This is a genomic window from Vibrio tarriae, from assembly GCF_002216685.1.
Taxonomy (GTDB): domain Bacteria; phylum Pseudomonadota; class Gammaproteobacteria; order Enterobacterales; family Vibrionaceae; genus Vibrio; species Vibrio tarriae.
In genome coordinates, this window is record NZ_CP022353.1 from 2,635,440 (window position 1) to 2,650,795 (window position 15,356).

Annotated in this window: 13 protein-coding genes; all 13 read right to left on the minus strand. The window is 34.4% G+C overall.

What is annotated here, in order from left to right:
- Positions 1-6: 6 nt before the first annotated feature.
- The gene (locus tag CEQ48_RS17850; RefSeq protein ID WP_089072133.1) at positions 7-1,644 is read right to left on the minus strand and encodes a DUF6541 family protein; all 1,638 of its coding nucleotides are present in this window, start codon (positions 1,642-1,644) and stop codon (positions 7-9) included.
- Between the two features lie 221 nt (positions 1,645-1,865).
- Positions 1,866-2,624 (minus strand): phosphocholine cytidylyltransferase family protein, encoded by a 759-nt coding sequence (locus CEQ48_RS17855; RefSeq protein WP_089072134.1) that lies wholly within the window; start codon positions 2,622-2,624, stop codon positions 1,866-1,868.
- On the minus strand, positions 2,621-3,238 hold the full coding sequence (locus CEQ48_RS17860) for a gamma-glutamyl-gamma-aminobutyrate hydrolase family protein (RefSeq protein WP_089072135.1): 618 nt from the start codon (positions 3,236-3,238) through the stop codon (positions 2,621-2,623). Before CEQ48_RS17860 ends, CEQ48_RS17855 begins: the two co-directional genes overlap by 4 nt.
- Positions 3,239-3,240: 2 nt before the next feature.
- On the minus strand, positions 3,241-6,279 hold the full coding sequence (locus CEQ48_RS17865; protein WP_089072136.1) for a PEP/pyruvate-binding domain-containing protein: 3,039 nt from the start codon (positions 6,277-6,279) through the stop codon (positions 3,241-3,243).
- Positions 6,276-7,658 carry a hypothetical protein gene (locus tag CEQ48_RS17870; protein WP_089072137.1) on the minus strand — a complete coding sequence of 461 codons (1,383 nt, stop codon included), beginning with the start codon at positions 7,656-7,658 and terminating at the stop codon, positions 6,276-6,278. Before CEQ48_RS17870 ends, CEQ48_RS17865 begins: the two co-directional genes overlap by 4 nt.
- Before the next feature lie 76 nt (positions 7,659-7,734).
- Positions 7,735-8,664, minus strand: a complete 930-nt coding sequence (locus CEQ48_RS17875; RefSeq protein ID WP_089072138.1) for a glycosyltransferase — start codon at positions 8,662-8,664, stop codon at positions 7,735-7,737.
- 5 nt (positions 8,665-8,669) lie between these two features.
- Complete coding sequence (locus CEQ48_RS17880) at positions 8,670-10,451, minus strand: ABC transporter ATP-binding protein (RefSeq protein ID WP_089072139.1); 1,782 nt, start codon at positions 10,449-10,451, stop codon at positions 8,670-8,672.
- Between the two features lie 3 nt (positions 10,452-10,454).
- A complete protein-coding gene (locus CEQ48_RS17885; RefSeq protein ID WP_089072140.1) occupies positions 10,455-11,822 on the minus strand; it encodes a glycosyltransferase family protein in 1,368 nt (455 codons plus the stop codon).
- Between the two features lies 1 nt (position 11,823).
- Positions 11,824-12,930, minus strand: coding sequence for a DegT/DnrJ/EryC1/StrS family aminotransferase (locus tag CEQ48_RS17890; RefSeq protein ID WP_089072393.1), 1,107 nt, complete (start codon positions 12,928-12,930; stop codon positions 11,824-11,826).
- Positions 12,931-13,065: 135 nt separating this feature from the next.
- Positions 13,066-13,344 carry a MaoC/PaaZ C-terminal domain-containing protein gene (locus CEQ48_RS17895; RefSeq protein WP_232477863.1) on the minus strand — a complete coding sequence of 93 codons (279 nt, stop codon included), beginning with the start codon at positions 13,342-13,344 and terminating at the stop codon, positions 13,066-13,068.
- Positions 13,337-14,092: an N-acetyltransferase gene (locus CEQ48_RS17900; RefSeq protein WP_089072141.1), complete on the minus strand. Its 756-nt coding sequence runs from the start codon at positions 14,090-14,092 to the stop codon at positions 13,337-13,339. The genes CEQ48_RS17895 and CEQ48_RS17900 overlap by 8 nt, the downstream gene beginning before the upstream one ends.
- Positions 14,089-14,487, minus strand: coding sequence for a sugar 3,4-ketoisomerase (locus CEQ48_RS17905; protein WP_089072142.1), 399 nt, complete (start codon positions 14,485-14,487; stop codon positions 14,089-14,091). Before CEQ48_RS17905 ends, CEQ48_RS17900 begins: the two co-directional genes overlap by 4 nt.
- Entirely contained in the window at positions 14,484-15,356 is an 873-nt protein-coding gene (rfbA, locus tag CEQ48_RS17910) for a glucose-1-phosphate thymidylyltransferase RfbA (RefSeq protein ID WP_089072143.1), read from the minus strand. Before rfbA ends, CEQ48_RS17905 begins: the two co-directional genes overlap by 4 nt.

The window sequence follows — 15,356 nt, forward strand, 5'->3', positions numbered from 1 at the left end:
TTCTAATCACTCAGGCTTGGCATAAATTAAAATTTTCTCACCATCAATAATTCGATTTTTTTTGTAATCATCCAACATCTCAAGATAAGCATTAACACAATTTATTGTTGAGTTAAAAATATCTAAGACAGCAAGAATATATAATCTTTTTTCATTATAATTTGGTATTGCACATACAGTCCTTTCAATCGGTTCTTTATCAAAAACTTGAACTAAATTATAGCCATTCTCACGAACAAAGCGCTCATAATCAGAGCGATTATAATGGGGATAATCAGGGCTCATCACAACTAAATCCGGAGAATATTTAGTTAAGCTATCAATATCATTACATCCTTGCCAGGCATGGCATCCTGTCTTCTTCAACTTATCTGGCATTGCTACATTTGGTGAGTAAGCCACTTTAATGCCTTGATTAAATTTATCAAGAAAGTTCCAACTTAAATTTTTCGTTCTTAATTCTTCTTTGAAATATCTAGACTGTTGCTTATAAATTGAGAATGCAATATTATTACAAAGAATTAACAATATTATTACCAGCACAAAAACCTTAATAAAATAAAAAGTCTTCGATAACTTAACAAATATGAATTCGCTAAAAAAATAGGCTACATTTAAAAATGAAAAAAGAAAGACTGGCAATAAATAGGTGTCAGCAATCCAAAGCCTCGCCTTATAAATATAGATAGCGCTAACTAAATTCGAAAATATCAGACTAAGTGCTAAAATACTATGCTTTTTAAAAAAAAATGGCACAAAAAAAACCAACAGTGCATTCAATACAACAATAGGATTGTTAGATAACACGTCCATCCAAAGAGGAAATACATCTGAGAATGCTTTACTAGAATGCTCATCGCTTATATAAGCTTGAGCCGATAAAAACCTTTCTGGTTGAATAAAAGCAAAAGGATGTACAATAAAAAAAACGACAAAGAAAGTAACAAATGCCTTTATAATCGATTTTCTTACTTCAAAAAATCCAATTTTCCTCTCGACTTCATATATAGAAATAAAGTATAAAAACAAGAAATTTATACCAACGAAGAAATTGGAAATAATAAATGCCTGTTTACATAAACTAGACAATGATAAAAATATAATTGCCAAAATAAATTTATTACCACCTATCGACTTTGATTGGTAAATATCGACAAATAATAGAATTGAGACAATCTGTAAAAATAGACCCAACGATTCTGGATGAATCTCATTAAGAAAATGAGACAACATTGGATTTGTTATAAATGCAACAGTTATGATAAAGGCGATAAAGAAAGAATCAAATATTTTCCTGCTTAAAAATAGCATCGATATCGCACAAAACAATCCAATAATAAAGTGAGTTGCTCTTACAATAATGTTAATAGCAACAGGTTCAGAAACTCCAACTATTTTCGCAAAACCTACAATAAAGAAGTTTAGAGAAAAGTAAGTCCATCCATAGTATTGTGAATGGTAATTAGCATTCATATTGTAGTATGAATGTGATGTCAGACCGTTAATAGAATCTATAATGGAATGTTCATCAACTCCCATAAACTCAACAGAACTTACATTCCCTAAAACACAAACAAAGTAAAGGATAAAAAAAATCAAGACCAAAAGTATTTGGTATTTATCATCACATTTAAAATAACTCATACAATTTTCCATAAAAATCAAAAAAACAAATGATTTTCATAACAAACATTAACGCCATTCCAAAAATCAATCCAAGCTCTTAAATATAATCAAACCTTTATAAGGAATGTTATGGAAACTATTGCTTTATTTAAGGGTTCATTTTAAGATTAGAATAATCAAGAGAGAAAATTAATAACACTCAACTCCCATTTGTATTTTTATGCTTACAAAGAACATAATTAATTCTTAAAAAGACCCATTCTTTCATACAGTTTTAACTCATCCACTGTGTCTACCTCTACCCATCCATTATTAATAAAATCAGGTTTAACATTCCAGCCATTGTCAATTAGAGCTTGAATAAAACTAGTCATATACATGTTTTCAAAATTTTTTCCATCATAGACTTTCGCACGTTCTAACGAATGATAGAAATTTATAAAATCCTTAATTTTTCCGGCAGAGACTTTGACAAGGCCTATATATTGAGCTTGAATTTCATCTTTAGACTTGGCCTTTTTCCCTAGCTGACAGACAAATCCCATACTGTTTGTTTTAAAAGTTTCTGCATCATCTAATGGATTTTCCATCCTGAGTGACCATAGTTTTTCCCAATCTAAATCAGCTGTAATAACTACATCACCGGATGTATTGAGTAAGGATTGTAACACTTCTAACTTATAGACTATGTCACCATAGACGATGACTAAGTCTTCATCATCTTTCATGAAACTCTCAGCACAAAATAGAGTTTCCACCATATTAGTTTCTGCAAAATTTTCATTGCGATATTGTTTGATACTGGGAGCAATAATTTTATCTTGCAGATAACCACCAACTAAAGCTATATCCTTATTGTCTATGCCTAACATACACATGATATCTAACTGATGGTGTAATAATGGTTTTCCACTTAACTCGACCATACACTTAGGCCTGTCGTTTGTATAAGGACGAAGCCGAGTACCCTGACCTGCGGCTAGAATGATAATTTTCATTTTGCCTCCAATAAAAAATGGGATTTTATAATTTGTACGTCCCAACTATCGGGTGTACTTTTTCGCTCAGGATGCCACATAATACCAAGCCATGGATATATTTTATGTTTAATCGCTTCAATAACACCATCTTCTGTTTCCATTAGTGGTATCAAATCTTTGCCTAGCCCTTCTATTTTTATTGCAAAGTTATGAAAGCTATTTATCTTAGTAATACCCAGTTGTACAGGCAACAGCCCAATTAATAAAGTATGATCAATAGCAACATGCCCTGAAACTTTAACTAATAAGCCATCTTGATAGTTATTAATATATTGCATACCTCTACATACACCTAAAACAGGAAGACTATTTTGTTTGGAGTACTCGAGTATGGCCAGTTCTAATTCATCGCGCTTGGGCATTTCTCCAATATCATTGCCCCCAGAAAGAATGAAACCATCTAACCCCAATGCCTGAAAATAATGAGTGTGATTTTCTATCTCACTACAAAGGGGAATCGGTAACAATCCTATTTTATACAATAAAGATGCCCAATTAACATCTAGCGCATCTCTCACTTCCTTACCACCCAAAATAATATCTCGTCGTTGTGTTATTCCTATTCGCTTCATAATTAATAAATCACTCTGATTAATGAGTTGGAAGGGTCTAATTCTAGCTTATGTGCTTGAGATAATCTCCTATACAAATTCTCACCAATCCCTATCGCAGCAGGTAGGCCAAATTCAGCAGAACGAATTGCCATATGAGAATTTGCTCCACCATACATTGTAATAAGACCTGCTATTCCTTGACCAAATAACCAATCATACCCAGGATCTGCTTGAGGAATCATCACTATTTTATCTTTGACATTTAATTCTTTAGTATGATTTTTCAAATTTAAAACTAGAGCACAAACTTTTTTTGAACTTATATAATTAGGATGGCTTTCATTTAGAGTAAAAAATAAAAAATCTTGTTCAGAAGTAATTAAAGGCGGCAGTTCACAAGCTTGGCTAAGCATTCTTTCAGATTTATTTAATTTTGCTTGACTACGTAGTATGTCCGACTGTTCATACGACATTATTTTCTGATCAAGGAAACTCAGTAAATATGTAATTGGTAACTCTGCTAACTCTTGTCGCGATAATTTATTTTTTTCTCCCCAAATCACAATCCCATCCAGCGCTTTAGACAGACTTCGGCTGAAGATAAACTTTGCTTTCTCTCGACCTTCAATCGCTGAACGCATAAAACTTTCTAATTGTTTGTCTGAACCATTAATGCCTAGCTTACGCAATTCATTAAAAAATGGAATCTTTTCTTTATCCCAAAAATGTGTGCTAGCTTTTTTCTGGGATGATAAAGACGTATGCTCAACTATAGGAGCTAGAAAACTAGTAGGATCTTCATGATAAGCTTGTGAGGTAATATCATATGTTCCAGGTCTTAAGTGACCATATTTTTTTACAAACTCACTCCACAAGAGTTGTTTATGAAGAACCTTATTAGCATCTTCAGATAGTGTATGTGAAACCGTATTGAGCGATAATAGAAACTCTTCCTGAGCTCTTAGTGTGATTAAGCCAATTGACACTGCATCTTTTAGAAAATTTACGGCAATAAAGCCAGCTCGCGCTAAGTGAGAAAATGGTAAAGTGCCCAAACGCTTACAATCATCTAGTAAGGCTTTAATCTGGTCAAGTGAGGTGGTTTCAGTCAAGAATAGGTAATTAAGCTTACTAGAGAGTAGTTCTATTTTATTAAGATCAGATTCAACTCTCAAAATTCCATTATTCGTTATATTAATCAAACCTTGTTTGAGCAACTTGACATCTTTTAATGAAAATTCACCTTGTTCGATTAAGCGTTTCTCCCAACGTCCAAAATTCAAGCTAAGACATGTTGGTATAACATCAAACTCAATTTTATCATGCAAATGCGGGTGAGTCACAAGCCAATCTATATAGAAGTCAACTAATCGAGTAGCGAGTTCATTAGGTAATATTTGAGGAATAAAGGAATTAAAACTGGCTCGAACATCAATATATGGTTTACCAGCAAAACGTTTGAGCAAGCCATAGGGACGCACATCTCGGTAGCCATATTCAAAACGTTGTTCAGCCCATATATCATCTAGAATTAGATACTTATATAGTGAATATGCAAGCTCTCCAGGATTGGTACCAATTATCTCTGCCGGGTTCCAATCTGGCATGTTTCCAAAAATAATTTTACTACCTAATAGGGAAGAATCAGAAACTTGTAAATGGCAATAATAATCACGGGCTTGTTTAATTTTTTCAGTCACACGAATATCTAAATGTTCAGAAAACTCTTGACTTAAAGTAATAGGCCTAACCTGAAAAATATGCACATCATTTTGATTATCAATTGCAAATTCAATATCAAGCGCATCGTAACCTAATAATGCTTCTATTTCTTGGATTGCAATAAGTAACTTTTTAATTTTTGCACATGAAACTAAATCAATATTTGTTTTTTTATAAAAATAAAAGACAGTATTTTTAGTTACTTTTCCTGATGTAATACCTTCTGTAGAACCAGACTCTTCATAATTAATAACTAAATATGGAGAGCCATGTTCTAAGGTACGTGTAAAAACAACACCACTCATGATTACATCAGTCAACATTGGCTGTATTAGAACCTGATCTTCATCTTGCAAATTATGATACGAAGCAATAACAGCCTCTATTGCACTATCTAAGCTCTTTGCATCATTTTTAACATTTAATAAACTCGTATATGCTCCTGCATTTGATTGACTAAATGAATCTTCACTACACGCACTAGAGCGGACGACTAAATTCTCACACTTGAACATTAACTGTATTTTATTGATAAAAATATTTTTCTTACATTTCCAGTCAGCAACACTAAACGATACTTGATCTTGTATAACGGCAGTCTTTAACATCATTCTCAATCGGGCGAGGGTTTCTGCTTTAGTACCCATTACAAAATGAGCTAAATCACGCGGTTCATTCAATTCTGCCCATTGCCCCTTTACATCAACCCCTATTAGATCGATACCTTTCGTTCGAATTAACTCAAGAAGATCCGGTAAAGTAAAATTTTTATAAATTTTATTGTTTTCAGATTGAATTGATTTTAAGAGATTCAGGGCTTTACCTCGCATACATACTAGCCCAACAAATTCACCTGTAGCCCAATCGAGCTCTATATTACTACCTAAACTCTGTACTCTATTTTCTGAAACAATAACTTTTTCTGATTCATTAATATCTTTCTGCTCTCGAGCCAAGTAGCGAGTTCGCCAATCACTATCATAGGCAATAGCGGTTTCAATACCCATTCTAGAGAGAATATCCACTATGTGAGAATGATATAAAACGTCACCATAACTTATCCATAACTCATCTACTTGTGCTAAATCAACCATTAGTAATGAACCTGCACTTTTAGTCTTTTCCCAATCCTTATTTTCCAAAAAATTCACTGGGAGATGAAAATCATGCTTTATTTCATTTGCTTTAAATCCAAGAACAACGTCAACATCTGCTGATAGTGATCTGAGGCTATTGAGTTGCCAGTCTAAAACTGTGGTACCATTTACAACTTTTGACAGAGTAGGATCAATTCCTAAGTGAGGTAAACCTGCTGCTAAGATTACTATTTTTTTCATAAAGAGACCGTGAGAGATTTTTTTATTTCTTCAACAATTAAATCTGAAGGTTTTTTATCAGCGTAGTATTGCTGTATATATTTTCTTAGCTCTTTATTTTTCTTTATCAACACATTACCTTCTATCACATCATGCACAAACTTGCTAATTACTTCTTTTTTATCACTTATAATATAATATGAAATGAAAATCTTACCAAAATCATTTACCAGTGAGTTAATCTTTTCAGGATTCATCAAATAAAGTGCTGGCTTATTAGTAAAAACATACTCAGCAAGGAATGAACTACTATCATGAATTATAGCGTCTGAATAGTAAAAGAGACTTTCATATTCACCTTCATCTAATTGTGTAAAGTCATTCATTTTCCAAAAATTATAATAATCATTGGTTTTATCAACCCCCCAATCCTCATGTTCGTACAATTTTGACTTTAATATAGGATGTGGTTTAAAACTCCATTGAGCACTGTCGGAATATTTAATAGCTAACTTTTTTATAAAATCTGCCAACACTAAAAAAGAAGATAAGGAATTATTATTTTTCTCGATAGTATGGTGGGGAGCGAATATTATTTTCTTTTTTAAGACTTTTTGCGGTTTCCACACATTAAAATACTTAAAATTATCATTAATAAAAATTTCTGAAGCAGGGTAACCCAGAGCGAAACCATTCTTTATATGATATCCTGCTACTTTATTCTGACATTTTAAATGGTAACTATCCGGCCAAAAAACTTTGAACATCTCTAATATAAATTTTGAATTATATATTTCATTTTTATCACCAGCGTGATCTGTTGCCATATAATAGTATGGAATATAAAAGCTTAAATATTTCTCATATATTTCTGTATAATACTCAGGTTTAGTTATATTATGATGGTTAGTAAATAAAATAAGATCCGGTTTAAGATCTTTTATTTTTATCCAGGAGTCATTTAACTCGTCATAAGAATTTATTACTGGGTATTTTTTATTTTCAAAATATTCATATGCTAGGTTTAATTCCTCCAACATTTTATCTCTACCATACTGTATATATGGACAAACTAAAATTATTGGCTCAAAAAACGGGTCTAGTAACATCTTCCTAAAAACTGAATCTACTTTCCATACACTCCTGTGCGTAACTAAGAAAACAATTTTAACCTTACTTTTTTTCTCTATTTTCTTTAAAAATTCTTTATGTTTACTCCGTATAGAGTAGATATATATCATTCTTTTTAATTGATAAAAAAAAGCCATTTCCTCTAATTTGGAAAAAATACTATTTTTAAATCTTAAATAAATAAACGTAGGATTTGACAGAATTTGGTTAAATTTTATTATTTTGATTTTAATTCCTTTTGGAATATATCTCTTTATTAATTTAATCATATTGACATCCGGATATTATAATTTAAAATTCATATTTTTAAATCATTTAAAAATCAGTTAATTAATATAGATTAGATTAACATTTTTGTTTTTTAGTTATGAAAGTTCTATTAATTAGAAAAAATAATTTCAAAAACCTAAAAAACCATTTTTTTGATGAAAAGAAATATGGGAAAATAAAGATTATTTTTTTTAAAAAGATAGTAATCTCTTTTTTATAAATAGACTCTAATATTTCATCGTATAGTGCTGTCCTTGAGAATCGATTTGCAGCCTGGATGTAACCATACTTTTCAATAATAATTCTAGCTGCTAATCTACGTTCTTCAGAGAAAGTTTTGGTGTCCATTATGCTTGAACCATGCTTTCTATAAAAAACTAATGTTTCATCAATATAAATAACACCATTTCCAAGAATACCTAGTTCAACTGACAGTAAATAATCGTTAATATATTTTAAGGCATTATTATAACGTACAATTTCTAGAGCTTTTCTTCGGATACAAAGAGTAGGAGTAGGAATTATCGCATCAGATATAATCTCATCAATCGACAAAGTAGGTTTAAATATAAAATTAAAATGATTGATTATTTTTTTCCCTGTGCAACTATCAAACCATATCATATTAGAGTAACAAAGTTGAACTTCAGGTTGAGCCTGCAATGCTCTTACCTGCCGTTCTATCTTATCCTCCCTCATCATGTCATCACCTGCAAATGGAATAATATATTCAACTTCACTATCTTTAAGAGCTTTTTCAATCAAAGAATTATAATTATCAGATATGCCTTTATTTTCCTTGTTAAAAATGATGTGAAGCCTTAGACCTTTTTTTTGAATATAATTCCGAATTACATCTCTTGTTTTATCTGATGAGTCATCATCTGCAATATAAATATCAACTTTAGAATATGTTTGACTCAGAACTGACTCTAGACACGGTATAATAAAATTTTCGTGGTTGTAACAGCCAATTAATACTGCTACTTTGGGTTGTTCAGTCATATCTTTTAGTACCTAGATAACTCCACCATCTTACGGAATCCATCGTTACGGGTAAGTAGATCATTAAAACTTCCATTATCCGTGACAGTTCCATGATCAAAAATGATCAATCGGTCAGCATTTTTTAGCGTAGAAAGACGATGAGCGATCACTATAATCGTTCTATCTCCTTTGAGAGATGTAATCACATTAGATATATCATGTTCGGTCGTGGCATCCAGAGCTGAGGTAGCTTCATCTAAGACAATAATTTCTCGGTTAAAATACAACGCTCTGGCAATTACTACCCTCTGCCGTTGCCCGCCGGATAAATTCTTACCATTTTCCCCAAGATTAAAATCTATACCACGTTCATTACAAAGGTCAGATAATCCAGCTTTACTCAAAGCATCGATAACGATCAGATCATCAATTTCGGTCGAATTTACGCCAAATGCGACATTCTCGCGAAGCGACCCATGAAGAATAAAAGGAGCCTGACTTACATAACTGATGCTGTTGCGAATACCTTTATACTCATTTAAAGAAATTGCTTTACCATCAATCATAATTTCACCAGAATCTATAGGAAGCAGCCCAGATAACACATCAGCGAAGGTAGTTTTACCTGCACCAGAAGTACCTACGATTCCTATAAACTCCCCTCTATTAACTTTAATATTTATATTTTTAATTCCTTTGCCTTCTTTGCCAAGATAAGAGAAATTAACATTTCTAAAATCAATACTATCGCTGAATGTCAATTTTTTCGATATGTTATCGTTATTTTTTTCCAAGGACTGAAACTCTTCAATAATTGTTTCAACTGCATTACTGGATGATTTAATTTGAGAGTAACAATACAAGAGCCTGTTCATCATTGGAGCAAGACGAATAGCAATAGCTGCCAGCAAAGTAATGCTCGCAATTCCTTCTGAAGGATCTGATGATGTAATTAAGATATAGCAAATAAAAATAACAATCCCGAACATTAGAATTGCTTCACTCAAATATACAGGTATATATTGAACTAGCATGTTTTTTTTATCTATTTCGCTTACTTTTCTATTAGAACTATCATATTTATCTAAAAATACTTTTTCTTTACCAATCAATTTGGTATCTTTAATTCCAGCTAGTGACATTGTCAAAATTGAAATATTTTCTTGATTAGCCTTAACATATTTAGCATTAATTTCATGCGTAACACGTCTTATTACTTTCATTTGAATCCATAACAATCCACCAACCACTATAGCTGTAATCATAGATATACCTGAATATTTCATCATTAATATCATAATCAAAGAAAAACAGACCATAGCGTTAGATATAAACATTATGCACTGGATAAGATAAGAATTTACAACCCTACTGACGACTGCAGTCAGATTATTGATAATGTTAGATGAATTTTTAGTCAAATGATAAGTCATCGGCGCGTGGATATACCCGGACATAAGATTTTTACAAATATCATTGCGCCAATCTCTAACCATATCAAACTGGAACTTCTGCTGAAATAGCATGTAAATGTTCTTGATAATAAAAGACATGCCAACACAAACGGCGATAAATATTACAAAAGTTCGAGTATCAGAGAATCCCAAAGTATCATATACTTGTTTTATTGCCCCATTATCAGTAACAATATCGGGGTTCATCGAAATAGTAACCAAGGGATATAACAGTGCTACTCCCATAACCTCAAATGACGCGGATACCACTGCGGAGAGCAGCACCAATACCATTCGAAACTTGAAATCAGAGCCGTATTTTTCTACAAATTCAAAAAAAAGTTTAAACATGCCCTACTTTTTTTCCATAACTGACTTAACCAAATTATAATCAATACTGAAACCAAGCTTCGTCGCCAAAAAATATAATGGCCTACGTGCAGCTTTAGGAAGCATACTTGCCGTAAAGCCAATCGTGTTAGCATACAGCGTATAATAGGCTTTCAAGTAACTTTTTCGACTGAGCATCATAGCAGAACCATGTGACTCAAGATTAATTAAACAGATTCCCAAAGCGTCCTCAATTTCCTGAAAACGATGTTCCCAACGGCCTTTGGCTTGAATACAGGCTTGTGAACCAGCGATAATTTCCGCTCGATGAGCATCATCTTTCAGCAATTTTCTTGCTATATCATATGCTTCTGCTGATGAACGGAACATTGGGATATCAACATACCCCTTTGTGAACCTTTCAATACCAGAGTTATAACTCGATATTAAACATCCATTTGACGCCATAATATCCATGATTCGCCAAGGGAATCCATCAACCGCCTGCGCATGAGAAACACTTAAGCAAAGGTGACTACGATTGTAAATGTCTTGATTATGGCGAAGGCTGTAAACAGCCTGTGGATGAAATGCCATCGCCAAATTCGGGCAAGCCTCTACAGTATCCAACCAACTGCTAGTTCCAAAAAGAGCTAAACCTAAATCAGACATTAAACTCAATGTACAAATACGGTTTTGTGCACTACTGATCGCACCAAAATCCTGAGGCTTAAGATAATCAAGAATAAAACTTAGATTCTTCTCCTTCAGATATGCTTCTGGATCGGCATAAAAGTTTTCCGATAGGTATTGTACCGCTCGTTTAACATCTGGCGTATTATGAGCTTGTAATAGCGTATTCAGACCATGCGGTCCTTTAAAATTACTGCCAATAAAACTGATATTATGCAACTTATCGATTGGCTCGGCTTCCACCGCAGTACCAGAATTGATCATATGAATGTAATTTTCAGAGACCCCATTCGATTTTATTTGCTCCCTTGCATCATTGGACAAACAAAAAAAGTGATACCTCTCAGGATTAGCAAGGATCTTTTCTTTATCATTGTAGAATGTAAACGAATCAGCTTCCCAAATTACAATAGGACAATCAAACTGATCTTCAATAAACGAGGGCTTCGTATTGTTAAAGCTAATAACTAAGTCTGGACGAAAGTCTTTAATATCAGCCTTCAATTTATCCGAATCTACAAAACTAGATTCTTGGTTATTACTATTCCAAGATTTAAGTAGAAACTCAGCACAGTTAACAACCATCACTTGATTGCCACTCTTTTCCAGTGCTTTTATCAGACCTTCGTAGTAACTAATTAGTTTGAACTCGCCATTAACAAACAAATGTGATGAGAAAGAAAGCAGAACCTTGGCCATATTAATTTACCTGGAAACGGTTGACTGCCTCAATTACAGACTCAACTTCATCACTGGTCATCACTGGGCTTATGGGTAAACTCAATACTTGTTCATGAATCTTCTCCGTAGTGGGCAGTGACAGATGATTAAATTCTTTATATGCAATCTGCTTATGTGGTGGGATCGGATAATGAACCAACGTCGCAATACCTGCGTCCGCCAGGTGTCTGATTAACGCATCACGGTGTTGTGTCTTTATCACAAATAAATGCCAAACATGTTCTGCAACCACTTTATTCTGCGGTAGAGTCACAAGAGGGTTATCAATGCCCGTGAGATATTTGCTTGCTATGCTCTGTCTGACTTGAGTTTCTCTAGGTAGATACTTAAGTTTTACAGACAGCATCGCAGCCTGAATTTCATCTAAACGACTGTTAGTCCCCTGATACTCATTCTGATATTTTTTGTGGGAACCATAATTACTCAACGCTTTCAGAACTTGGTAAAGTTCGGCATCATTGGTTGTTATCATACCTGCATCACCAAGAGCCCCCAGATTTTTACCAGGATAGAAGCTAAATCCAGCTGCATGTCCCCAGTTACCCGTTCTCTTACCCTCTAACTCTGCGCCATGAGCTTGAGCACTATCTTCCAAAACCAGTAAGTTGTATTTTTCTGCAACAGCCATAATCCCTTTCATATCTGAGATTTGTCCGTAAAGGTGTACAGGTAAAATCGCTTTAGTTTTAGCTGTAATATACTGTTCCAATGTTTCTGAAGATAAGTTAAACGTATTTTCATCTGGCTCAACCAGCACAGGAACCAGATTATTGTTTGTGATAGCCAGTATAGAAGCAATATATGTATTTGCCTGAACAATGACTTCATCACCATCTTGCAACTTACCTAACTCTTTCCAAGCCCGTAAAACTAAAATCAGAGCATCGAGACCATTTGCAACGCCTACTGCATATTGAACACCGCAATACTCAGCAAACATTGTTTCAAAGCTTTCCAGCTCTTTTCCCTGAATATACCAACCAGAATCGATGACTCGTGCACAAGCTTCTTTCAACTCTTTCTGATATTGGTTATTAATTTGTTTTAAATCTAAAAAAGAAATCATCATATTTTCTCAGGAATATATATTTCAGCTTGGCCAGTAATAACTTTTTGCTTACCAACTTTACAATAAGTATCGAAATAAACTCTTCTTTTCTCTTTATCAATACTATTGACGACAACTGTCGCGACAACAGTATCATCGATATATACTGGCTTTCTGAATTTTAAAGATTGCGATACATAGACACAGCCCTCTCCAGGCAGTTTCGTCCCGAATAAAGCAGAAAAAAAAACTTGAACTTATCATTCCATGAGCAATACGTTTTTTAAACCTAGACTGATTCGCATAGTTTTCATCTAGATGCACTGGGTTACGATCCCCTGATAAGCCAGCAAATTGTTTTATATCCGCATCTGTTATCGTTTGTGAATAGGATGCACTCATTCCAATTTCAAGATCACCAATATCATACATTCTCTGACACCTCTAAAACCCATTCTGTGACCACATTTTCAGGATAACCACGGTGGAAATGCTTTCTCCAAGGATAAGCAGGTCTTCTTGTACCATCTTTAAGTCTGATTTTTGCTGCTGGACCAATTTTTTTAGCTGGTGAACCAGCATAAAGCATATCTTTTTCTGTCTTACCACCAATAGAAGAATGAGCACCAACAAATACACCCTTCTCAATAACAGTACCAGGTAAAACCACAGACATCGTTGCGATAACAGCAAAGTCTGCAATAGTAACACCTTGCATAACATTACTTGGTGGATGAGGATCATTAGTTAAAACCACATATGGAAAAAGCCATACAAAATTACCAATCTCACTCTTCTGACCAATGTGTACATTACTGTGTGTTCTAACAAAGTCGCCAATCTTACAGTGACCCTGAATATCGCTAAGTGTACCTAGTTGGAAATTTTCGCCAGCTATTGTTTTCTCTCTTACTGTCACATTATGACCTGTCACCAAACGCGGACCAAATGTAGAACCTTCATAGAAGGTACTTCGAGAACGAATGTGGGAGTTTTCACCAATAACCAATTTCTCACCTTGCGATAAGTGGTTCGCAACCCCCAACTCACAATAGGACTCGATCACCGAATTTGCCTTAATTACCACGTTGTCATGGATAACTGTAAAGGCACCAACAGAAACGTTTTCGCCGATTTCAGCTTTATTAGATATAATTGCTGTGGGATGAATAGTTGTCATTTTACTTCCTTCACAAAATCGTCGTAATTTCTAATGTAATCAGATTCCATATAGTGTTCGCTCGCTAGAACCACCAATACACAATCGTGACTAAAATCGTGCATCTCCCGCCATAAACAAGAATCGATCAATAATCCTTCATCTGGCTTATTAAGCACTACATCCTCTCGAGTTGCGCCGTCATCCAAAATAAAACGGCAGGAACCATGTATAGCTATCGCAACTTGTTTGAGTTCTCGATGAGCATGCAACCCTCTGACAGCTTCTGGATGCGTACCATAAACGTAGTAGACACGTTTTACGTCAAAAGGAATGTCTTTATTTGATTCCAAAGCAACAAGCTCGCCACGGGCATCACCTAGCGATTTAAATTTGATAAGCTTAACTAGGCTCATCGTTCACCCTTCAGCAATGATAATAAATACTGTCCATAGCTGTTTTTCGACATATTCGATCCCAGCTCAGCGATTTCCTGATCACTAAGCCACTTATTACGCCATGCAATTTCTTCCAAGCAGGCGATCTTAAATCCTTGCCTTTTCTCAATTGTTTCAACAAACGTAGCTGCTTCAAGTAGACTATCGTGAGTCCCTGTATCCAACCAGGCAAATCCGCGCCCTAACAATTCAACTGTCAAAGAACCATCGTTTAGATACATTTCATTTAAGGTCGTAATTTCCAGTTCACCACGATGCGATGGTTTCACCTGTTTAGCAAGCTCCACTACTCGATTGTCATAAAAATACAGACCTGTCACAGCGAAATTAGATTTAGGATGAGCAGGTTTCTCTTCAATTGAAACAGCTCGCATATTCTCATCAAATTCAACGACACCAAAACGCTCAGGATCTTTAACTTCATAGCCAAAGACTGTTGCACCTTCTGTTTTTCTAGCTGCGTTAAGCAACTTAGGTGAAAATCCCTGTCCCCAGAAGATATTATCACCAAGAACCAAACACACAGATTCTTCACCTATAAACTCTTCACCGATAAGAAAAGCCTGAGCTAAACCATCTGGACTAGGTTGAACTGCATATTGAAGGTGAATACCAAAATCACTACCATCGCCCAGTAGACGCTTAAAGCTGTCATTATCTTCTTGCGTAGTAATAATTAATATATCTTTAATTCCTGCCAGCATCAGCGTTGATAGTGGATAGTAAATCATTGGCTTATCGTAAACAGGTAATAACTGTTTCGAGACACCACGCGTAATCGGATATAAACGTGTACCTGAACCACCAGCTAGAATAATACCTTTCAT

Coding starts and splice junctions, on each gene's coding strand:
- CEQ48_RS17850 (WP_089072133.1), bottom strand. CDS start 1,644: ATGAGTTATTTTAAATGTGATGATAAATACCAAATACTTTTGGTCTTG.
- CEQ48_RS17855 (WP_089072134.1), bottom strand. CDS start 2,624: ATGAAAATTATCATTCTAGCCGCAGGTCAGGGTACTCGGCTTCGTCCT.
- CEQ48_RS17860 (WP_089072135.1), bottom strand. CDS start 3,238: ATGAAGCGAATAGGAATAACACAACGACGAGATATTATTTTGGGTGGT.
- CEQ48_RS17865 (WP_089072136.1), bottom strand. CDS start 6,279: ATGAAAAAAATAGTAATCTTAGCAGCAGGTTTACCTCACTTAGGAATT.
- CEQ48_RS17870 (WP_089072137.1), bottom strand. CDS start 7,658: ATGATTAAATTAATAAAGAGATATATTCCAAAAGGAATTAAAATCAAA.
- CEQ48_RS17875 (WP_089072138.1), bottom strand. CDS start 8,664: ATGACTGAACAACCCAAAGTAGCAGTATTAATTGGCTGTTACAACCAC.
- CEQ48_RS17880 (WP_089072139.1), bottom strand. CDS start 10,451: ATGTTTAAACTTTTTTTTGAATTTGTAGAAAAATACGGCTCTGATTTC.
- CEQ48_RS17885 (WP_089072140.1), bottom strand. CDS start 11,822: ATGGCCAAGGTTCTGCTTTCTTTCTCATCACATTTGTTTGTTAATGGC.
- CEQ48_RS17890 (WP_089072393.1), bottom strand. CDS start 12,930: ATGATTTCTTTTTTAGATTTAAAACAAATTAATAACCAATATCAGAAA.
- CEQ48_RS17895 (WP_232477863.1), bottom strand. CDS start 13,344: ATGTATGATATTGGTGATCTTGAAATTGGAATGAGTGCATCCTATTCA.
- CEQ48_RS17900 (WP_089072141.1), bottom strand. CDS start 14,092: ATGACAACTATTCATCCCACAGCAATTATATCTAATAAAGCTGAAATC.
- CEQ48_RS17905 (WP_089072142.1), bottom strand. CDS start 14,487: ATGAGCCTAGTTAAGCTTATCAAATTTAAATCGCTAGGTGATGCCCGT.
- rfbA (WP_089072143.1), bottom strand. CDS start 15,356: ATGAAAGGTATTATTCTAGCTGGTGGTTCAGGTACACGTTTATATCCG.